Source organism: Streptomyces sp. NPDC006463, assembly GCF_042870715.1.
Taxonomy (GTDB): domain Bacteria; phylum Actinomycetota; class Actinomycetes; order Streptomycetales; family Streptomycetaceae; genus Streptomyces.
Genome location: NZ_JBIAHP010000014.1, coordinates 95,847 through 115,079 on the forward strand (window position 1 = coordinate 95,847; position 19,233 = coordinate 115,079).

The following is a 19,233-nucleotide window of genomic DNA, read 5'->3' on the forward strand; positions in this document are numbered from 1 at the left end:
GCCGATCAGCCTTCAGGCCGATCAGAAGTCCATGTCACCGCCCGGCATGCCGCCCGGGGCGCCGGCGCCGGCCTTCTCGGGCTTGTCGGCGATGACGGCCTCGGTGGTCAGGAACAGCGCGGCGATCGACGCGGCGTTCTGCAGCGCGGAGCGCGTGACCTTGGCCGGGTCGATGATGCCCTCGGCGATCATGTCCACGTACTCGCCGGACGCGGCGTTGAGGCCGTGACCGATCGGCAGGTTGCGGACCTTCTCGACGACGACGCCACCCTCGAGACCACCGTTGACGGCGATCTGCTTGAGCGGGGCCTCAAGGGCCAGGCGCACGGCGTTGGCGCCGGTCGCCTCGTCGCCCGTGAGCTCCAGCTTCTCGAAGACCGCGGAGGCCTGCAGCAGGGCCACGCCACCACCGGCGACGATGCCCTCCTCGACGGCCGCCTTCGCGTTGCGAACGGCGTCCTCGATGCGGTGCTTGCGCTCCTTGAGCTCGACCTCGGTCGCGGCGCCGGCCTTGATGACGGCCACGCCGCCGGCCAGCTTCGCGAGGCGCTCCTGGAGCTTCTCGCGGTCGTAGTCCGAGTCGGAGTTCTCGATCTCGGCGCGGATCTGGTTCACGCGACCGGCAACCTGGTCGCTGTCACCGGCACCGTCGACGATGGTGGTCTCGTCCTTGGTGATGACGACCTTGCGGGCGCGGCCGAGCAGGTCGAGACCGGCGTTCTCCAGCTTGAGGCCGACCTCCTCGGAGATGACCGTGCCACCGGTGAGGATGGCGATGTCGCCGAGCATGGCCTTGCGGCGGTCGCCGAAGCCCGGGGCCTTGACGGCGACGGACTTGAAGGTGCCGCGGATCTTGTTGACGACCAGGGTCGACAGGGCCTCGCCCTCGACGTCCTCGGCGATGATCAGCAGCGGCTTGCCGGACTGCATGACCTTCTCCAGGAGCGGCAGCAGGTCCTTGACCGAGCCGATCTTGGAGTTGACGATCAGGATGTACGGGTCGTCGAGAGCCGACTCCATACGCTCCATGTCGGTGGCGAAGTACGCCGAGATGTAGCCCTTGTCGAAGCGCATACCCTCGGTGAGCTCCAGCTCCAGACCGAAGGTCTGGGACTCCTCGACGGTGATGACGCCTTCCTTGCCGACCTTGTCCATGGCCTCGGCGATGAGCTCGCCGATCTGGGTGTCGGCGGCGGAGATGGAGGCCGTGGAAGCGATCTGCTCCTTGGTCTCGACATCCTTCGCCTGCTCCAGCAGGGCGCCGGAGACGGCCTCGACGGCCTTCTCGATGCCGCGCTTGAGGGCCATCGGGTTGGCGCCGGCGGCCACGTTGCGCAGGCCCTCGCGGACGAGCGCCTGGGCGAGCACGGTCGCGGTGGTCGTACCGTCGCCGGCGACGTCGTCCGTCTTCTTGGCGACTTCCTTGACCAGCTCGGCGCCGATCTTCTCGTACGGGTCCTCGAGCTCGATCTCCTTGGCGATGGAGACACCATCGTTGGTGATCGTGGGCGCGCCCCACTTCTTCTCAAGGACGACGTTGCGACCCTTGGGGCCAAGGGTGACCTTGACGGCGTCGGCGAGCTGGTTCATCCCACGCTCGAGACCGCGCCGGGCCTCCTCGTCGAACGCAATGATCTTGGCCATCTGAAGTGGTCCTCCCGGACAGCGGTGGATTGCTCCCGGACCGCGCCCGCGCCCGCGACGGACGGCCTGCGTGCCCGGCGGTTCCTTCCCGCCGGACCCTGCGGGCCTCACCGACCCGGTCCTCGTTTTGGTAGCACTCTCACCTGGAGAGTGCTAACGCCAATGATTAGCACTCGACCCCCACGAGTGCAAGCGGCTTGGGCGAACGCCCCCGTGAACGCACGAGGGGCCCACACCCCGTGTCCAGGATGTGGGCCCCTCTTACGTACGCGTGGGCGGTCGATCGCGCCGGGACTAGCCGAGTGCGAGCTTGACCATGTCCGCCTGCGGACCCTTCTGGCCCTGCGAGATCTCGAACTCGACCCGCTGACCCTCTTCAAGGGTGCGGTATCCGTCCATCTGGATGGCGCTGTAGTGGACGAACACATCCGCACCACCGTCGACCGCGATGAAGCCGTAGCCCTTCTCCGCGTTGAACCACTTGACGGTGCCCTGAGCCATGCCTAACTCCCCTATTACTGGCCCTTGCGCAGGAACGCACTTCGCGCTCCCGGGTCAGAACTTGCGTCGGAACGCGTCGACCGAGGCTGAATGTATCCGCGTCGGTGCTGTCTGCAACAGGTCAATCCGACGAGAAATCTGGACACCCAGAAACATTGAAATAGAGTGAAAATTTGGCATATCGCAGGGCAACTCGGGCCCGACATATCTCGCCAAAGCCCCATACCGCGCTTGCACATTGACCCGATGTCGACCCTCACGCGACCCGTTCATATGCTGCGGGCAAGTCCAGCGGAGGGGACTTCCCCAACTCTACCGTGCCCAATCAAACAGAATTGCCCCCTCCGCTTTTAGCGGAGGGGGCAATTACGGTTTTCGTGCGTCAGCAGCCGCCGGCACTGTGCCGGGCTGGTCAGCCTCCGGCGACGGCGGGAATGATCGAGACACCGGCGCCGTCCGGCGTCACCGCCTCCAGCCCTCCCTCGAATCGCACGTCGTCGTCATTGACGTAGACGTTCACGAAGCGGCGCAGCTTGCCCTGGTCGTCCAGGACGCGGGCGGCGATGCCCGGGTGGCTCTTCTCCAGCGACTCGATGACCTCGGCCAGGGTCGCGCCCTCGGCCGGGACCTCGGCCTGGCCGCCGGTGTAGGTGCGCAGGATGGTGGGGATGCGGACGTTGACGCTCATGGCGCTACTGCCTTTCCGGTAGGGCTTGGGAGATGGTCAGGCCAGGCCGGCGGCGCGGAACGCGTCCAGGCTCGGGCGGATGGTGGCGGTCTGACCGCTGTCGGCGGCCACCGCCTCCAGGGTCTTGAGGCCGTCACCGGTGTTCAGGACGACGGTGGTGAGCGCCGGGTCGAGCTGCCCGTTCTCGATGAGCTTCTTCGTGACGCCGACGGTCACGCCGCCCGCGGTCTCGGCGAAGATGCCCTCGGTCTGCGCGAGGATCTTGATGGCCTCGACGACCTGCTCGTCGTTGACGTCCTCGACGAAGCCGCCGGTGCGCCGGGCGATGTCCAGGACGTACGGGCCGTCCGCCGGGTTGCCGATCGCGAGGGACTTGGCGATGGTGTTCGGCTTCTGCGGGCGGACCACGTCGTGGCCGGCCTTGAAGGCGGTGGACACCGGGGAGCAGCCCTCGGCCTGGGCACCGAAGATCTTGTACGGCTTGTCCTCGACCAGGCCGAGCTTGATCAGCTCCTGCAGACCCTTGTCGATCTTCGTCAGCTGCGAGCCGGACGCGATCGGGATAACGATCTGGTCGGGCAGCTGCCAGCCGAGCTGCTCGCAGATCTCGTACGCCAGGGTCTTGGAGCCCTCGCCGTAGTACGGGCGGAGGTTGACGTTGACGAAGCCCCAGCCCTCGCCCAGCGGGTCGCCGATGAGCTCGGAGCAGAAGCGGTTGACGTCGTCGTAGTTGCCCTCGATGCCGACCAGGTCGCCACCGTAGACACCGGCCATGACGACCTTGCCCTGCTCCAGGTCGTGCGGGATGAACACGCAGGAGCGGAAACCGGCCCGGGCGGCCGCGGCGCCGACGGCGCCGGCCAGGTTGCCGGTGGAGGAGCAGGACAGCGTGGTGAAGCCGAAGGCGCGGGCGGCCTCGACGGCGATCGCGACGACGCGGTCCTTGAAGGAGTGCGTCGGGTTGCCGGAGTCGTCCTTGACGTAGAGCTTGCCGGTGACGCCGAGCTCCTTGGCCAGGTTCTGGGCGTCCACGAGCTTGGTGAAGCCCGGGTTCAGGCTCGGCTTCGAGGCCACGTCCGCGGGGACGGGCAGCAGCGGCGCGTACCGCCAGATGTTGTTCGGACCGGCCTCGATCGCGGCTCGCAGGGCCTCGGGGTCTCCGGTCGGGAGGTCGTAGGCGACTTCCAGAGGTCCGAAGCACTCGACGCACGCGAAGATGGGTCCGAGCTCGAAGCGGGTACCGCACTCGCGACAGGAAAGGCCGGTGGCAGGTCCGAGATCAACAGAGGTGGGATGCGTCTGTACAGCCATGATGGCGAGGCCCTTTCTCCTCATCTTCCCCATGGCGCACTTCGCCATGAGACGGAATTGGCACCTTCCCTAGCCGGGGACCTCGCTGGGGTGCGTGAAAACGCATCGCGAGAACCGACTGGAGGGTTGCCGGGGCTTCAACGGGCCGTGTCCCTCTGCCCCTCTGGATGAGCGGTATGGCACCGGGTTGCGCGCGCTATGGCGCACCCGGGCGTTTGTGCGCAAGGACCCCCGGCATGCGGTGGTCCTTTGCGTTGTTCAAGACTGTAACCGAAGGGCCGGGCGGTTGAGACAGCCGTCCGAACCGCGAGATGGATCGCATATCGGTCCGAACAAGTGACGATGCAGGGAGTACCGAGGGTGCTGGAAGAGGTGGAGCGCTGGCTGGCAGACCGCTCCTGGTCCGCCGCCGACCGACCGCTCGACCAGCTGCTGGACCGGAAACGGGCGGCTGGGACCACGGTCAGCGTGGTGCTGCCCGCGCTCGACGAGGAGGCGACCGTCGGCGCGATCGTCGAGGTGATCCGGCGCGAGCTGATCGAGGGACTGCCGTTCCCCCTGGTGGACGAACTAGTGGTGGTCGACTCGGGCTCCAGCGACCGGACGGCCGAGGTGGCGGCGAAGGCCGGCGCCCGCGTGGTGCACCGCGACGAGATCCTGCCGCGGATCCCGGCGCTGCCCGGCAAGGGCGAGGTGCTGTGGCGTTCCCTGCTGGCCACCGACGGGGACATCGTCTGCTTCGTCGACGCCGACCTGCGGGACTTCTCGGCCGACTTCGTCTCCGGGATCGTGGGGCCGCTGCTGACCGAACCGGACGTGCAGTTCGTCAAGGCGATGTACGACCGCCCGCTGGGCGACGCCCCCGGCCAGGGCGGCCGGGTGACGGAGCTGGTGGCGCGCCCGCTCCTCAACCTGCACTGGCCGCGGCTCGCCGGTTTCGTCCAGCCGCTGGGCGGCGAGTACGCCGTACGCCGCTCCCTGCTGGAGCGGCTGCCGTTCCCCGTCGGGTACGGCGTCGAGCTGGGCCTGCTGGTGGACGCGCTGCACACGGTCGGGCTGGACGCGCTGGCCCAGGTGGACGTGGGCGTACGGGTCCACCGCCACCAGGACGGGCAGGCGCTGGGCCGGATGGCCGCGGCGATATACCGCACGGCGCAGCTGCGGCTCTCGCGCGGCCACTCCCCCAGCTACCGCTGGGGGTACCCCCACGTACGGCCCGAGCTGACGCAGTTCGAGCGGGGGCCGGAGGGGTTCGTGCCGCGGACGTACGCGGTGGACACGGAGGAGCGGCCGCCGATGCTGAGCGTGAAGGAGTACGCGCTGCGCAGCGTGGCGTGACGCGGGGAACGGTTTGAGCGGACCCGGGCCGGGCTAGGTTCGCCGCATGGCTTCTCAGGTACTCGTCGCCGCCAACCGCGGCCCGCTCTCGTACGCCCTCTCCGCCGAAGGCACGCTCAGTGCCCGGCGCGGCGGGGGCGGTCTCGTCTCCGGACTCTCCGCGGCCCTGGCGGAGCAGCCGGACGCGGTGTGGATCTGCGCTGCTCTGTCGGAGGCGGACCGGGAGGCGGTCCGCCGGGGCGTGGCCGAGCCCGGTGTCCGGATGCTGGACATCGATCCCACGGTGTACGACGACGCGTACAACGGCATCGCGAACTCGGTGCTGTGGTTCACCCACCACCACCTGTACGAGATCCCGCGCACGCCGGTCTTCGACGCGGAGTTCCGCCGCCAGTGGGGGTCCTACGTGGAGTACAACCGGGCCTTCGCGGAGGCGCTGGCGCAGGAGGCGGCGCAGGGCGCCCGCGTCCTGGTGCAGGACTACCACCTGGCGCTCGTGCCGGGGCAGTTGCGTGAGCTGCGGCCGGACCTGCGGATCGGGCACTTCACGCACACGCCGTGGGCTTCGTCCGACTTCCTGCGGATGCTGCCGGACGACATCCGGGAGCAGCTGCTGTGGGGGATGCTCGGGGCGGACCGGCTGGGTTTCCACACCTGGGCCTGGTCGGTCAACTTCATCACCAGCGCGAACCTGGACGACGAGACCGGCATCGCGCAGTCCTCGATCCCGAGCGGGACTCCCGAGCGCGGGGTGTACCACCGCCGGCCCCGGCCGGACGGCCGGGGCTACGGGGAGAAGCGGTTCACGCACGTGGCCCAGTACCCGCTCGGGGTCGATGCGGAGGAGCTGCGCGTGCTGGCGCACCGGCCGGAGGTGGAGGACAAGCTGGCGGCGCTGCGGGCGGAGGTCGGCGGCCTGAAGACGATCGTCCGGGTGGACCGGACGGAGCTGTCGAAGAACATCGTGCGCGGGCTCCTCGCCTACCGGGAGCTGCTGACCACGCACCCCGTATGGCGCGGCCGGGTGGTTCACCTGGCGTCCGCGTACCCGTCGCGGCAGGACCTGGCCGTGTACCGGGCGTACACGGAGTCGGTGCGGGAGCTCGCAGAGGAGATCAACGCGGAGTTCGGCACGGCGGACTGGCAGCCGGTGCACGTGTCGGTGCAGGACGACTTCGCGCGCTCGCTCGCGGCCTACCGGATGGCGGACGTCGCGCTGGTGAACCCGGTGCGGGACGGGATGAACCTGGTGGCGAAGGAGATCCCGGTGGTGTCGGAGGCGGGGTGCGTGCTGGTGCTGTCGACCGGGGCGGGGGCGTACGAGGAGCTCCGCCAGGACGCGCTGACGGTGAACCCGTACGACGTGACGCAGACGGCCGAGGCACTGCACGCGGCGCTGTCCATGCCGGACGCCGAGCGCGCGGACCGCACGAAGCGCCTTGCGGCGGCCGCCACCGCCCTCCCCCCGTCCCAGTGGTTCGCGGCCCAACTCGCGGACCTGCAGGGCTGACCCGCGGGTCAGGAGCGCAGGGCCCCGGCGAGGTCGGCCAGGAAGGCCGCCACCGCGCCGGGGCCCGGCAGGACCAGGTCGGCGCGCGCGGCGAGCTCCGGGACCTCGGCGGAACCGCTGCACACCAGCAGCCCCGGCAGGCCGTCGGCCCGGCGCTTCTCGACCGCCGAGTACGCGGCCAGGTCACCCAGGTCGTCGCCCGCGTACAGCACCGGCCCCGCGTCCGTCTCCGTGAGGAACTCCGTCAGGGCGACGCCCTTGTCCGTGCCGGGCGGCCGGAGCTCCAGCACGGCCCGGCCCGGTTCGACCATCAGCCCGTGCCGTGCGGCCAGCTCGGCCAGGGGTTCCCGGAGCGCCGCGAAGGCCGCCTCCGGGTCCTCCGCGCGGCGGGTGTGGACCGCCAGCGCCCGGCCCTTCTCCTCGATCCACGTGCCCCGCCAGGCCCCGATCGAGTCCAGGAATCCCGGCAGCTCGGCCCGGACCGCCGCCACCCCGGGGTGTTCGGCGGGGGCGTGGACTATCCCGGTGACGGCGTCCCAGCGTTCGGCCCCGTAGTGACCGAGGACCACCAGGTGTTCCAGTCCGGAGACCCCGGCGAAGCCTCCGTAGCGGACGGCGACGCCCGCCGGCCGGCCGGTGACCACGGCCACCGAGGCCACCTCGGGGGCCAGCGCGGCCAGGGCGGGTACGGCTCGGGGGTGGGCCCGTGCCTGGTCCGGGTCCGGGACGATGTCTGCGAGGGTCCCGTCGAAGTCCAGGGCGATCACGGACCGGCGGGGTGCGCGGAGCAGGGCTTCGAGTCCCTCGCGTCCGGCTGCGGTGACGGGCATCGGCAAGTCGTGCGGATGGCTCCCCATACGGACGACCCTAACGGCCCAGCCGCGTGACGGCTATCGCCTGGCCCGCTGGGCCTCGCGGATCCGGCGCAGGCGGTTCACCGTGCCCGGGGCGTGTGCCAGCGCACGGGGGTCGTCCATCAGCGCGTTGAGCAGCTGGTAGTAGCGGACCGGGGCCATCCCCAGCCCCTCCCGTATCGCGCGCTCCTTGGCCCCGGGCCCGGGCCACGTGCGCCCCTCGTACGCGAGCACCGCGGCCTCCGTGGCCGTCAGCTGCCCCTCGTCCGTCATACGGCCAGATTAACGCCGCCCACCGACACGGGCCCGACCGCCCGGGCCGCCGCGGCCACCGCCGCCGCGGCACCACCGCGGCCCGCCCCGCGTCAGCGCGGGTCGGCCGCCCGCGCCGACCCGGCGATCTCCTCCAGCACCTGCGCCGGCTGCCCGCCCGGCTGGACGGACTTGCCGATGTTCTGCTTGATGTCCTCGCTGACGCCCGCCCAGGACTTCTTGCCGACCGGGTAGAGCCGCGAGCTCGGCAGCGCCTCCAGGAAGGTCTTCAGCTGCGGCGCCGCGCCGCCCTTGCCGGCCTGCACCGCCCGGTAGCCGGTGGTGGTGACCGGGAGCAGGTCGTACATGTTGGTGAAGGCGGTCACGTTCTTCGCCTCGTACAGGTGGTCCAGGAACTTGCCGGACTCCTTCGGGTGGCCGTTCTTGAAGGCCATCACCCAGTCCGCGACGCCCATCGCCGAGCGATCGGATCCGTCGATGGTCGGCATGGTCACCATGCCGAACTTGACGCCCTTCCCGGCCGCCTGCTTGATCAGCGTGGGGTGGCCGTTGAGCATGCCGACCTCGCCGCGCGTGAAGGCGTCGAAGGCGTCCTGCCGGTTCGTCTTGCCGGGCTCGCCCGGCCCGGTCAGCCCCTGTCCGACCATCTTGTCCCGCAGGAACTCCAGGGCCTTGACGTTCTCCGCGGAGTCGATGGAGTACTGCTCCTCGTTGTCGGTGTAGCCGCCGCCGCCCGCGAGCATCCACATCATCGTCTCGGCCTGCGCCTCCTCGCGGCCCAGCGGCAGCGCGAAGGGGGTCTGGACGCCGGCGCCCTTGAGCTTCTTCGCGGCCGCCTCCAGCTCCGCCCAGCTCTTGGGCTGCCAGCCGTTCTTGGCGTCCTTGGCGATGACCCCGGCGTCGGTGAGGAGCTTCTCGTTGTAGAAGAGCAGCCGGGTGCTGGCCACGAAGGGCAGGCCGTACTGGATCCGCTTGACCTTGCCCGCGTCGGCGAGCGGCCCGAGGAAGTCGGCCTCGGTCTTGACCGAGAGCAGCTCGTCCGCCGTGTACAGCTTGCCCGCCTCCGCGTAGTCGGCGTAGGCGCCGATCTGCGCGATGTCGGGGGCCTTGCCGGCCTTGACCATCGCGGCGACCTTGGCGTCGACCTCCGACCAGGAGTAGACGCTGACCTCGACCTTGATGCCCGGGTTGGCCTTCTCGAAGCCGTCGGCGAGCGTCTTCCAGTACGTCGCGGACGAGTTCTGCGGATTGTCCCCGTACTCGGCCGCCACGACCCGCAGGGTCACCTCGTTGTCCCCGGTGAGTCCACCGAGAGCTCCGCAGCCCGTCAGCGTCACCGCCGTCAGGCTCAGTGCGGCGCCGGACGCGGCCAGGCTCAGGTATCGGCGCTTCACAGTTCTCGTCCACCCCTAGTTGTACGTACGATCCACGTAAGGTCTACACCACTTTGGCGGCTCGTTCACATCCGGATCCGGACCGGGTCCCGAATTTGTATGGCCGCTCAACAATCCCATCCAATGGACTAGACCTTTCCCCGTCGAGCACGCGAGACTGTCACCTGTGAAACCCGTGAAACACGTCATCGCCCTCGATGTGGGCGGCACCGGGATGAAGGCCGCCCTGGTCGCCGCCGACGGCACCCTGCTGCACGAGGCGCGCCGCGCCACCGGCCGCGAGCGGGGCCCCGACGCCGTCGTCGAGACGATCCAGGACTTCGCCGCCGAGCTCCTCGACATCGGCCGGGAGCAGTTCGCACGGCCCGCCTCGGCCGCCGGGGTCGCCGTCCCCGGCATCGTCGACGCCGAGAACGGGATCGCCGTCTACGCGGCGAACCTGGGCTGGCGCGACGTACCGATGCGCGAGCTGCTCGGCCGGCGCCTCGGCGGCATCCCGGTCGCCCTCGGCCACGACGTGCGCACGGGCGGACTCGCCGAAGGCCGCATCGGCGCGGGTCGCGGCGCCGACCGCTTCCTGTTCGTGCCGCTGGGCACCGGCATCGCCGGAGCCATCGGCATCGGCGGCCGCATCGAGGCCGGCGCGCACGGCTACGCGGGCGAGATCGGCCACATCGTGGTCCGCCCCGGCGGCCCCGCCTGCGGCTGCGGCCAGCACGGCTGCCTGGAGACGCTCGCCTCCGCCTCCGCCGTCAGCCGCGCCTGGGCGGCCGCCTCCGGCGACCCCGACGCCGACGCCGCGGACTGCGCCAAGGCCGTCGAATCCGGCGACGCGCGCGCCCGGGAGGTGTGGCTGGCCGCCGTCGGCGCCCTCGCCGACGGGCTGGTCACCGCCATCACCCTGCTGGACCCGAGCACTCTGATCATCGGTGGCGGGCTCGCCGAGGCCGGGGAAACCTTGTTCACACCACTACGGACGGCCGTGGAGGAGCGCGTGACGTTCCAGCGGCTCCCCCACATCGTCCCGGCGGCCCTCGGGGACACCGCCGGATGCCTGGGCGCAGGGCTGCTCGCCTGGGACCTACTCGCCACGGAGGTACCTGCCTGATGTCCGGAAGCGCGCACAGCACTGTTCTCTCCGGCGCCAGGGTCGTGCTGCCCACCGGAACCGTGGCGGGCGGACGGGTCATCGTCGACGGCGACCGCATCGCCGGCAGTGCCCGGGAGGACGTGCGGGTCGTGGACCTGTCCGGGCACTGGATCGTCCCCGGCTTCGTCGACATGCACAACCACGGCGGCGGCGGCGCCTCGTTCACCTCCGGCACCGCCGAGGAGGTCCTGACGGGCGTCCGCACCCACCGCGAGCACGGGACCACCACCCTGGTCGCCTCCACCGTCACCGGGGACCTGGACGAACTGGCCAGGCGGGCCGGGCTGCTGGCCGAACTGACCCAGCAGGGCGAGATCGCGGGCATCCACTTCGAGGGGCCGTTCATCAACGCCTGCCGCAAGGGCGCGCACAAGGAGGAGCTGCTGCGCGACCCCGACCCGGCCGAGGTCCGCAAGCTCGTCGACGCCGCGCACGGCGCCGCCCGGATGTTCACGCTCGCGACCGAACTGCCGGGCGGCCTGGACTCCGTACGGCTGCTGGCCGAGCACGGGGTCATCGCCGCGGTCGGCCACACGGACTCCACGTACGACCAGACGCGCCAGGCCATCGACGCGGGCGCGACCGTGGCCACCCACCTCTTCAACGCGATGCCCGGCCTCGCGCACCGCGCCCCCGGCCCGATCGCGGCGCTGCTGGAGGACGAGCGGGTCACCGTCGAGCTGATCAACGACGGCACGCACCTGCACCCCGCCATGCTGGAGCTGGCGTTCCACCACGCGGGCGCGCACCGGGTCGCGCTGATCACCGACGCGATGGACGCGGCCGGCTTCGGCGACGGGACCTACCACCTCGGCCCGCTGGAGGTCGAGGTCAAGGAGGGCGTGGCCCGCCTCGTCGAGGGCGGCTCCATCGCCGGTTCGACCCTGACCCTGGACACCGCCTTCAAGCGCTCGGTCACCCTGGACGAGCTGCCGGTGGAGTCCGTGGTCCAGGCGATCTCCGCCAACCCGGCCAAACTGCTCGGCCTGTACGACGAGATCGGCTCGCTGGAGCCCGGCAAGTACGCGGACCTGGTCGTCCTGGACGCCGGGTTCGACCTCAAGGGCGTCATGCGGCGCGGCGAATGGATCGTCAGCCCGGCCCCCGGGGACGGTTCCTGACGGCCAACCGGCTGTACGGAGGAAGGCGGTCGCCCCCAGGACTGGGCCGACCGCCTTCTCTTTGGCATGATCCCGGCAGCAACAGACCCGGGGGTGCCCATGATCCTGACCGTGACGCTCAACACCGCGCTCGACGTGACCTACCGCGTGCCGCGGCTGCTCCCGCACGCCTCGCACCGGGTCGCCGCGGTCTCCGAGCGCCCCGGCGGCAAGGGGATCAACGTGGCCCGCGTCCTGGCCGCCCTCGGCCACGAGGTGACGGCCACCGGTTTCGCGGGCGGCCCGGTCGGTGATGTCGTACGGGAGCTGCTCGCGCAGTCCCCGGGCGTGGTGGACGCCCTGGTCCCCTGCTCGGGCACCACGCGCCGCACGCTGGCCGTGGCCGACGACGCCTCCGGCGACACCACGCAGTTCAACGAGCCGGGCCCGCTGATCACGCCCGCGGAGTGGGCGGGCTTCCTGGCCCGTTACGAGGCCCTGCTGGCCGCAGCCCGCGCCGTGGCCCTGTGCGGGAGCCTGCCGCCCGGCGTGCCGGTGGGCGCGTACGCGGTGCTCGTACGGGCCGCCCGCGCGGCCGGGATCCCGGTCCTCCTGGACACCAGCGGCGAGGCCCTGCGCCGCGGGGTCGCCGCCCGCCCCGAGATGATCAAGCCGAACGCCGCCGAGCTGGCCGAGCTGACCGGATCGCGCGAACCGCTCCCCGCCACCCGCGACGCCCGCCGCAGGGGCGCCCACGCGGTGATCACCTCGCTCGGCCCGGCCGGACTGCTGGCGGCCACCCCCGAGGGCACCTGGCAGGCCGCCCCGCCGCGCGCCCTGACCGGCAACCCCACCGGGGCCGGCGACTCCGCGGTGGCGGGCCTGCTGTCGGGCCTGACGGAGGGCCTGGACTGGCCCGAGCGCCTCGCCCGCGCGGTCGCCCTCTCGGCGGCCACGGTCCACGCCCCGGCGGCGGGAGAGTTCGACCCCCGCACCTACGAGGAGGTACGGGGGTCGGTGAAGGTGACGGCGGCCGGCTAGGGCCTCACCGCCTCACCCCTTTTCGAGCCAGAGCTGGTCGAGGTTCACGTCGCACTGGTTGCCGGCCTCGCACGAGATCCTGATCGTGTTCGAGCCCTGCTTGAGCTGCACGAGCGAGTACGTGTTGGTCCAGCCCTTGGCCCAGTCGCCCTCGGCGGCCTTCGAGAAGTTCTTCATGTTGATCGGCCGGGTCTGAACCTCGCCGTTGATGGTCAGCGTGGTGTTGGCGTCCTTGCCCGGCACCCCGTAGGTCATCTTCAGCTTGTACTGGCCCGCCTTGGGGACTTCCAGCGTCCATGTGGCCGCCGCACCGAGCTGGTTCAGGCCGCCCACGTACTGGCCGCCCGAACTCTTGGCGCCCGGCACCGTGTTCTGCAGCAGCGCACCGCCCGTGAGGGACATGCCCGCGCCGGAGAAGTCGGCCTTCGGCAGCTCCGCCTCCGTCGGCTGCGGGGAATCGCTCGGGGCCGGGGACGAGGGGTTCTGCGGGGCGGCCGACTGCTGGTTGCCGCCCGCGTTGTCGCCCTTCTTGTCCTTGTCCTTGTCCTTGTCGCCGAAGGCGACGGCCGCGCCGATGCCGATCACGACCGCGCCGACCACCGCGACGGCCGCGATGAGCAGGCCCTTGCGGCTGGAGGCGCCACCGCCGCCGTGGCCACCGTGGCCGCCGGAGGGCGAGATCGTCTGCGTCTGGTGCTGCGGGGACTGCTGCTGCGGCGGAACGCCGTAGCCGCCCGCCTGGAGCGCCTCAGGGGCCTGGTACTGCGCCTGGTAGGGCGGCTGCTGCGCGGGCACCTGGCCGCGCTGGGCGCCGGCGTTCCTGCGCTCGCCGACCGTCCGCACCTGGTGGTGGGAGGTACGGGGAACACCGGGCTGCGCGCCGGAAGGACCGCCTGCCGCGGGCCCCGGGTAGCCGTATCCACCGCCCGACGTGGGCGGGGCGGCTCCGGCCTCCTGGCCGTCCGCGTAGAGATAGCCGAACGGATCGTCATCCTCGGGCTTGTTCGCCCCACCGTGCGGGCCGTTGTTCGCGGGCGTCGTCATCGCAGGTCACTCCTTTCGACCCCCGGGAGCCTACCCCGAACAGGTGCGCCCACGGGCGCCCGATCGCCTCAGCCGGCCCGGCGGTGCGCCTTGGAGCGGGACCTCTTCTCGATGTACATCCGCTGATCGGCCGAGCGCAGCACCTCGTCCGCCGACATGCCGCAGCTGGCCCAGCCGATGCCGAAACTGGCTCCGACACGCACCGCACGGCCGTCGACCCGGATCGGCGGGATGATCGCGTTGCGCAGCCGGACGGCGAGATCGGCGGCGTCCGCCGCGCCCAGCCCGTCGGCGAGGACGACGAATTCGTCACCACCCAGCCGAGCGACGGTGTCACCGTCCCTGACGCCCGTCGTGAGCCGTCGGGCCACCTCGATCAGGACCGCGTCACCCGTGTGGTGCCCGAACCGGTCGTTGATCGACTTGAAGCCGTCGAGGTCGCAGAAGAGCACCGCGAGCCCCTTCGTCCCGTCGTCGATGTCCGTCGTCGGCGCCACGGTGTGCACGTGGTGGTCGTACGGGCCGTCCGCCTGGGCGGGCAGCGTCCCGGCGTACTCCAAGGGCTCGGACCCCGTGAACCGGTCGGGGCCGTCGGCCTGAAAGCGGTGCTCACCGGCACCACCCGCCTCGCCCCGTACCTCGTAGCCGTCGCTGTGCCCTGCGTGCGCCCCGCGCCCCTCGTAGGCCGCGTCCAGGGCCTCCACGGCGGTGGCCCGCACCGACTGGGGCCTGCGGCACAGCCGCGCGCCGAGCCGGGACCGCAGCTCGGCGCCGTTGGGCAGGCCGGTCAGCGAGTCGTGGCTGGCGCGGTGGGCGAGCTGGAGCTCGTGCCGCTTGCGCTCCTCGATGTCCTCGACGTGCGTGAGCAGGAACCGCGGGCCGTCGGCGGCGTCGGCGACGACCGAGTTGCGCAGGGAGACCCATACGTACGTGCCGTCGCGCCGGCCCAGGCGCAGCTCGGCGCGGCCGCCCTCGGCAGAGGTCCGCAGCAGGGTGCCGATGTCCTCGGGGTGCACCAGGTCGGAGAAGGAGTAGCGGCGCAGGACCGACGCCGGGCGGCCCAGCAGCCGGCACAGCGCGTCGTTGGTCCGCAGCAGCCGGCCGTGCTGGTCCCCGCCCATCTCGGCGATGGCCATGCCGCTGGGCGCGTACTCGAAGGCCTGGCGGAACGACTCTTCACTGGCCCGCAGTGCCTGCTGCTCGCGCTCCAGCCGGACCAGGGCGCGCTGCATGTTCGCGCGGAGCCGCGCATTGCTGATCGCAATCGCCGCCTGGAAGGCGTACATCTGGAGCGCCTCGCGGCCCCAGGCGCCGGGCCGGCGGCCGTTGCGCGGTCTGTCCACCGAAATGACACCCAGAAGTTCCCCGCCGGACGCATACATCGGCGCATAGAGCCGGTCCTCGGGGTGCCACTCGTCCTCGAAGCGCGGCTCGGGGCCCTCCGTGTGCCACTGGGGGACGTCGTCCTCCATGAGCACCCAGCCCTCGGTGTGCGGGATGAAGCGGAGGCCGTCCCAGTTCTCACCCATCGTCAGACGGCGTTCCCAGGAACCGCGTGAGCCGACGCGGCCGGTGATGAGGGCCTCCGCGGCGGGGTCACCGGCGAAGGCGGCGACGACCAGATCACCGTCGGGGCGTACGAGGTTGACACAGGCGAGCTCGTAGCCGAGGCCCACGACGATGCCGTCCACGACGGTCTGCAGAGTGTCCGCCAGGCTCCTGGCCGTATTGAGCTCGGCCACCACCCGGTGCAGCTGCCGCAGGGTCGCAAGACGGACGTACGGCTCCGACTCGGTCTCCATTGCTCGCTCTCCCCGAGACCTCGACAGCAACTCCAGGTTTGTCATCGGCGTTTCGTTGCGGTGTCCCGTCCACTGAATCACAGTGAGCTGTGCGGCAGGTACACAGGGTCAACAAATCTTGCCCTCTGTGACTCAAGTCACATGGGATGAATAATGGCGTGCTGCTGGCCGTCACCACGGGGAGCGCTCCCTCTGATTTCCGTGAGCAAACGATACGCCGGGGCCTAGGCCGAGGGGCGGGGACGCGACTCGGACCAGGGCCCGATGTGCGCGCGGGAGGGCGGGATTAGCGTTCCATCGTGCTGAAGACGACACCCGTGACCACCGCGCCCCATGCCAGCCCCCATGCTGAGGGGGTGAGCAACGACGAGTTCCGGGCGGCCATGTCCCGGCTGGCGGCGGGCGTGTGTCTGATCACCGCGCATGAGCCCCCCCTGACGGCGCAGACGGCGGACGGCCCGCGCGGCGAGGACGTCGGCATGACGGCGACCGCCTTCATGTCCGTGTCCCTGGATCCGCCCCTGGTGCTGGTGAGCCTGCGCGAGGGCTCCCGGATGGACGACCTGCTCGCGGAGCAGCCGCTGTGGGCGGTCTCGCTCCTCGCCGATCACCAGCTCCAGGTCGCCGGCCGCTTCGCCATGAAGGGCCGGATCAGCGACCGGCTGCTCTTCGCCGACCTGCCCCACGTACGCGGCGAGGTGTCGGGCGCCCCGCTGCTGAGCGGCGCACTGGCCACCCTCGAATGCCGTACGGAGAACCGCGTCGAGGCGGGCGACCACACCCTGGTCATCGGTCGCGTCCTGACCGCCGCCCTGCCCTCCCCGGACGGACAGCCGCTTACGTACTTCCGCGGCCGCTACCGGCACCTGGGCCAGTAGTCCCGCGCAGGGGCGGCGCTACCAATCCCGACCGGTCCGGCCCCGCTTGGTCTCCGCCCGCGCCTTCTTCTCCCGCAGCCGCCGCTCGTTGATCCCCCGCGGGATCTTCGTCGGCCGGCGCGGCTTCGGCGGCGGCGCCGTCGCCTCGGCCAGCAGCGAAGCCAGCCGGACCAGCGCCATCTCCCGGTTGCGGAACTGCGAGCGGTGCTCGGAGGCCCGTACGGTCACCACCCCGTCGACCAGGCGGGAGGCGAGCCGGTCCAGCGCCCGCGCCTTCCACACCTCGGGCAGCGCGTTCGTCGCCGCCAGGTCGAAGAGCAGCTCCACGCGGGAGTCCGAGGTGTTCACGTGCTGGCCGCCCGGTCCGGAGGACCGCGAAAAACGCCAGGCGAGCTCGCCCTCGGGGAGCACGACCGAACCGCGGATGACATAGGGACCAGACATGCCCCCTATGATCCGCGCCCGCCCCCGCCCCGTCACCCTCATTTCCGTCGCCCTGATTTCACACGGGAACCCGCCGGGCCCCTCGTGGCGTTATAGGGGTGAGCGGTAACTTGACCGCCTGTAGGTGCATGTCGGATGAGGAAAGGGACATTCCCATGGCTGTCAGCCTGTCCAAGGGCGGCAACGTCTCGCTCACGAAGGAGGCCCCGGGCCTCGCTGCCGTCACGGTCGGCCTCGGCTGGGACGTCCGTACGACCACCGGCGTCGACTTCGACCTCGACGCGTCGGCCATCGCCGTCAACGCGACGGGCAAGGTCGTCTCCGACGGCCACTTCGTCTTCTTCAACAACAAGTCCACCCCGGACCAGACCATCGTGCACACCGGTGACAACCGCACCGGCGAGGGCGCGGGCGACGACGAGGCCATCAAGGTCAACCTCGCCGGCCTCCCGGCCGACGTGGACAAGATCGTCTTCCCGGTCTCCATCTACGACGCCGAGGCCCGCAGCCAGAACTTCGGCCAGGTCCGCAACGCGTACATCCGCGTCGTGAACCAGGCCGGCGGCGCCGAGATCGCCCGCTACGACCTCTCCGAGGACGCGGCGACCGAGACCGCGATGGTCTTCGGTGAGCTCTACCGCAACGGCGCCGAGTGGAAGTTCCGCGCGGTCGGCCAGGGCTACGCCTCCGGCCTCACCGGCATCGCGCAGGACTTCGGCGTCAACGTCTGAGTCCCGCCCCGCGGCGGACGGCACCGCCGCGGCAAAAGCCCCCTCCCGGCCGGGACGCTGTTGGTTCCGGGGAGGGGGCTTCGCTGTTGTCGACCAGGTGGCTGATGGCCCGTAACGGCTACTTGGGGCGGTCCTTCCCGTACAGCCACACGTCCCAGACCTTCTTCAGGTCGTGCCCGGTCTTCTCCTGGGCGTAGGCGGTGAAGTCGGCCGTACTGGCGTTCCCGTGCCGGTGGTCGGCCGCCCAGCCGCGCAGCAGGGCGAAGAACTTCTCGTCGCCCACCTCCTGGCGGATCCGGTGCAGCACCATCGCACCGCGCGCGTACACCGGCCTCGCGGAGATGTCCTCGGGCCCGGGCGGGGCGGCCGGCGGGAAGGCGTCCCAGCCGGGGCCGGCGTCCTCGTCGACGTCCGTGTCGCCGGCCAGGAACGCGTCGAACTCCTGCTGCGCGGTGGTACCGCCGTGGTCCTCGGCCCACAGCCACTCCGCGTACGTCGCGAAGCCCTCGTTGAGCCACATGTCCTTCCAGGACTTCGGCGACACCGAGTTGCCGAACCACTGGTGGGCGAGCTCGTGCACCAGGGTCTCCTCGTCGGTCGCGCCGGGGAAGACGGGCTTGGTCTGGGTCTCCAGCGCATAGCCGAGGGTCCCGTTGGGCAGAACGACCGCCCCCGCCGTACCGAAGGGGTACGGGCCGAACCGGCCGGCGCCCCACTCGACCATCTCCGGCAGCCGCGCGAGGACCTTCCCGCTCGCCGCCGCCTCATCGGGCGCCACCGCGTTGTACAGCGCGATCCCCGACGGGGTCCGCCCGGTCGCCACCCGGTACCTGCCGACGACGGCCGTCGCCAGATAGCTCGCCATCGGCTCCGGGTTGTGCCACGCGAACACGGTCCGCCCGTCGGCGTCGGTGGTCCGCGAGCGCAATTCGCCGTTCGACACGGCCTCGTAGCCCTGCGGCACCGTGATCGTGATGTCGTACGCGGCCTTGTCGCTGGGGTGGTGGTTGCCCGGGAACCAGGTCATCGAACCCACCGGCTCGCCGACGCCCACCGCGCCGTCGTCCGTGGTGATCCACCCCTCCTCGGCACCGTCGGCGTCGGTGTGGGCCTTCGGCCTGCCGGAGTACTCGACCTCCGTGACGAAGACCTCGCCCTTGTCCAGGTCCTCGGCCGGGCGCACGGTCAGCTCGTTGCCGGTCCGGTTGTACCGGGCCCCGGCGCCCTGCACGGTCACGCCCTCGACGTTCAGGCCGCTGAGGTCGAGGTTGAAGGAGCTGAGCCCCTGCTCGGCGCGGGCAGTGATCACCGCCGTACCGTGCAGCCGGCCGTCGGCGGGGTCGTAGTCCAGGTCCAGCCCGTAGTGCTCGACCTGGTAACCGCCGTTGCCTGCCTTGGGGAAGTACGGGTCGCGCAGCCCGGACGCACCCGGCCGCCCCTGCACGGTGCCGCCCTTACACCCCGTGGTGAGGGCGAGCAGGGCGGCTACGGCGAGGGCGGCGAGGCGGGGAAGAGCGCGGTGTTCCACGC

At 71.1% G+C, this 19,233-nt stretch carries 18 protein-coding genes and 1 riboswitch; of the genes, 7 read left to right on the forward strand and 11 right to left on the reverse strand.

Annotated features, from left to right (window positions below):
* Nucleotides 1–21 precede the first annotated feature (21 nt).
* The 4 genes from groL to thrC all read right to left on the reverse strand — a co-directional run bounded on the left by groL (nt 22) and on the right by thrC (nt 4,168).
* Nucleotides 22–1,644, reverse strand: a complete 1,623-nt coding sequence (gene groL, locus ACFYOB_RS25280; RefSeq protein WP_388563053.1) for a chaperonin GroEL — start codon at nt 1,642–1,644, stop codon at nt 22–24.
* Between the two features lie 294 nt (nt 1,645–1,938).
* A complete protein-coding gene (locus ACFYOB_RS25285) occupies nt 1,939–2,145 on the reverse strand; it encodes a cold-shock protein (RefSeq protein ID WP_030009783.1) in 207 nt (68 codons plus the stop codon).
* A gap of 412 nt (nt 2,146–2,557) precedes the next feature.
* Nucleotides 2,558–2,833, reverse strand: a complete 276-nt coding sequence (locus ACFYOB_RS25290) for a MoaD/ThiS family protein (RefSeq protein WP_388563054.1) — start codon at nt 2,831–2,833, stop codon at nt 2,558–2,560.
* A gap of 36 nt (nt 2,834–2,869) precedes the next feature.
* Nucleotides 2,870–4,168, reverse strand: coding sequence for a threonine synthase (gene thrC, locus ACFYOB_RS25295; protein ID WP_388563056.1), 1,299 nt, complete (start codon nt 4,166–4,168; stop codon nt 2,870–2,872).
* A riboswitch (SAM riboswitch) is annotated at nt 4,162–4,318 on the reverse strand. Its footprint overlaps the gene before it by 7 nt.
* A gap of 186 nt (nt 4,319–4,504) precedes the next feature.
* Between thrC and ACFYOB_RS25300 the strand changes: the two genes are divergently transcribed.
* Together ACFYOB_RS25300 and ACFYOB_RS25305 are read left to right on the forward strand one after the other, a co-directional pair.
* The gene (locus ACFYOB_RS25300) at nt 4,505–5,482 is read left to right on the forward strand and encodes a glucosyl-3-phosphoglycerate synthase (protein WP_388563058.1); all 978 of its coding nucleotides are present in this window, start codon (nt 4,505–4,507) and stop codon (nt 5,480–5,482) included.
* 46 nt (nt 5,483–5,528) lie between these two features.
* Nucleotides 5,529–6,992, forward strand: a complete 1,464-nt coding sequence (locus tag ACFYOB_RS25305; RefSeq protein WP_388563060.1) for a trehalose-6-phosphate synthase — start codon at nt 5,529–5,531, stop codon at nt 6,990–6,992.
* 8 nt (nt 6,993–7,000) lie between these two features.
* On the opposite strand, the gene otsB is transcribed toward ACFYOB_RS25305, so the two are convergent.
* From otsB to ACFYOB_RS25320, 3 genes are all read right to left on the reverse strand, one after another.
* Complete coding sequence (otsB, locus tag ACFYOB_RS25310) at nt 7,001–7,849, reverse strand: trehalose-phosphatase (RefSeq protein WP_388563062.1); 849 nt, start codon at nt 7,847–7,849, stop codon at nt 7,001–7,003.
* 33 nt (nt 7,850–7,882) lie between these two features.
* On the reverse strand, nt 7,883–8,119 hold the full coding sequence (locus ACFYOB_RS25315; RefSeq protein ID WP_123079326.1) for a DUF3263 domain-containing protein: 237 nt from the start codon (nt 8,117–8,119) through the stop codon (nt 7,883–7,885).
* Between the two features lie 92 nt (nt 8,120–8,211).
* Nucleotides 8,212–9,513 carry an extracellular solute-binding protein gene (locus tag ACFYOB_RS25320; RefSeq protein WP_388563065.1) on the reverse strand — a complete coding sequence of 434 codons (1,302 nt, stop codon included), beginning with the start codon at nt 9,511–9,513 and terminating at the stop codon, nt 8,212–8,214.
* 175 nt (nt 9,514–9,688) lie between these two features.
* Between ACFYOB_RS25320 and ACFYOB_RS25325 the strand changes: the two genes are divergently transcribed.
* The 3 genes from ACFYOB_RS25325 to ACFYOB_RS25335 all read left to right on the forward strand — a co-directional run bounded on the left by ACFYOB_RS25325 (nt 9,689) and on the right by ACFYOB_RS25335 (nt 12,804).
* Entirely contained in the window at nt 9,689–10,621 is a 933-nt protein-coding gene (locus tag ACFYOB_RS25325) for an ROK family protein (protein ID WP_388563236.1), read from the forward strand.
* Nucleotides 10,621–11,784: an N-acetylglucosamine-6-phosphate deacetylase gene (nagA, locus tag ACFYOB_RS25330; protein ID WP_388563067.1), complete on the forward strand. Its 1,164-nt coding sequence runs from the start codon at nt 10,621–10,623 to the stop codon at nt 11,782–11,784. Before ACFYOB_RS25325 ends, nagA begins: the two co-directional genes overlap by 1 nt.
* A gap of 99 nt (nt 11,785–11,883) precedes the next feature.
* Complete coding sequence (locus ACFYOB_RS25335; RefSeq protein ID WP_388563069.1) at nt 11,884–12,804, forward strand: 1-phosphofructokinase family hexose kinase; 921 nt, start codon at nt 11,884–11,886, stop codon at nt 12,802–12,804.
* A gap of 12 nt (nt 12,805–12,816) precedes the next feature.
* Here ACFYOB_RS25335 and ACFYOB_RS25340 read toward each other — a convergent pair whose 3' ends face one another.
* Entirely contained in the window at nt 12,817–13,848 is a 1,032-nt protein-coding gene (locus ACFYOB_RS25340; protein WP_388563071.1) for a CBM35 domain-containing protein, read from the reverse strand.
* A 68-nt stretch (nt 13,849–13,916) separates the two neighbouring features.
* A complete protein-coding gene (cdgB, locus tag ACFYOB_RS25345; RefSeq protein WP_388563073.1) occupies nt 13,917–15,650 on the reverse strand; it encodes a diguanylate cyclase CdgB in 1,734 nt (577 codons plus the stop codon).
* Nucleotides 15,651–15,949: 299 nt separating this feature from the next.
* Between cdgB and ACFYOB_RS25350 the strand changes: the two genes are divergently transcribed.
* Nucleotides 15,950–16,528 carry a flavin reductase family protein gene (locus tag ACFYOB_RS25350; RefSeq protein ID WP_388563075.1) on the forward strand — a complete coding sequence of 193 codons (579 nt, stop codon included), beginning with the start codon at nt 15,950–15,952 and terminating at the stop codon, nt 16,526–16,528.
* Between the two features lie 18 nt (nt 16,529–16,546).
* On the opposite strand, the gene arfB is transcribed toward ACFYOB_RS25350, so the two are convergent.
* Nucleotides 16,547–16,972 (reverse strand): alternative ribosome rescue aminoacyl-tRNA hydrolase ArfB, encoded by a 426-nt coding sequence (arfB, locus tag ACFYOB_RS25355; RefSeq protein ID WP_388563077.1) that lies wholly within the window; start codon nt 16,970–16,972, stop codon nt 16,547–16,549.
* Nucleotides 16,973–17,127: 155 nt separating this feature from the next.
* Between arfB and ACFYOB_RS25360 the strand changes: the two genes are divergently transcribed.
* Nucleotides 17,128–17,703: a TerD family protein gene (locus tag ACFYOB_RS25360; RefSeq protein ID WP_328926351.1), complete on the forward strand. Its 576-nt coding sequence runs from the start codon at nt 17,128–17,130 to the stop codon at nt 17,701–17,703.
* Between the two features lie 118 nt (nt 17,704–17,821).
* On the opposite strand, the gene ACFYOB_RS25365 is transcribed toward ACFYOB_RS25360, so the two are convergent.
* Nucleotides 17,822–19,231, reverse strand: a complete 1,410-nt coding sequence (locus ACFYOB_RS25365) for a M1 family metallopeptidase (RefSeq protein WP_388563079.1) — start codon at nt 19,229–19,231, stop codon at nt 17,822–17,824.
* Nucleotides 19,232–19,233 lie beyond the last annotated feature (2 nt).

Excerpts from the sequence above, each read along its gene's own strand:
- otsB (WP_388563062.1), bottom strand. The coding sequence starts at position 7,849 with ATGGGGAGCCATCCGCACGACTTGCCGATGCCCGTCACCGCAGCCGGA.
- ACFYOB_RS25305 (WP_388563060.1), top strand. The coding sequence starts at position 5,529 with ATGGCTTCTCAGGTACTCGTCGCCGCCAACCGCGGCCCGCTCTCGTAC.
- cdgB (WP_388563073.1), bottom strand. The coding sequence starts at position 15,650 with ATGGAGACCGAGTCGGAGCCGTACGTCCGTCTTGCGACCCTGCGGCAG.
- ACFYOB_RS25340 (WP_388563071.1), bottom strand. The coding sequence starts at position 13,848 with ATGACGACGCCCGCGAACAACGGCCCGCACGGTGGGGCGAACAAGCCC.
- nagA (WP_388563067.1), top strand. The coding sequence starts at position 10,621 with ATGTCCGGAAGCGCGCACAGCACTGTTCTCTCCGGCGCCAGGGTCGTG.
- ACFYOB_RS25290 (WP_388563054.1), bottom strand. The coding sequence starts at position 2,833 with ATGAGCGTCAACGTCCGCATCCCCACCATCCTGCGCACCTACACCGGC.
- ACFYOB_RS25360 (WP_328926351.1), top strand. The coding sequence starts at position 17,128 with ATGGCTGTCAGCCTGTCCAAGGGCGGCAACGTCTCGCTCACGAAGGAG.
- ACFYOB_RS25315 (WP_123079326.1), bottom strand. The coding sequence starts at position 8,119 with ATGACGGACGAGGGGCAGCTGACGGCCACGGAGGCCGCGGTGCTCGCG.
- ACFYOB_RS25335 (WP_388563069.1), top strand. The coding sequence starts at position 11,884 with ATGATCCTGACCGTGACGCTCAACACCGCGCTCGACGTGACCTACCGC.
- thrC (WP_388563056.1), bottom strand. The coding sequence starts at position 4,168 with ATGAGGAGAAAGGGCCTCGCCATCATGGCTGTACAGACGCATCCCACC.
- groL (WP_388563053.1), bottom strand. The coding sequence starts at position 1,644 with ATGGCCAAGATCATTGCGTTCGACGAGGAGGCCCGGCGCGGTCTCGAG.
- ACFYOB_RS25285 (WP_030009783.1), bottom strand. The coding sequence starts at position 2,145 with ATGGCTCAGGGCACCGTCAAGTGGTTCAACGCGGAGAAGGGCTACGGC.
- arfB (WP_388563077.1), bottom strand. The coding sequence starts at position 16,972 with ATGTCTGGTCCCTATGTCATCCGCGGTTCGGTCGTGCTCCCCGAGGGC.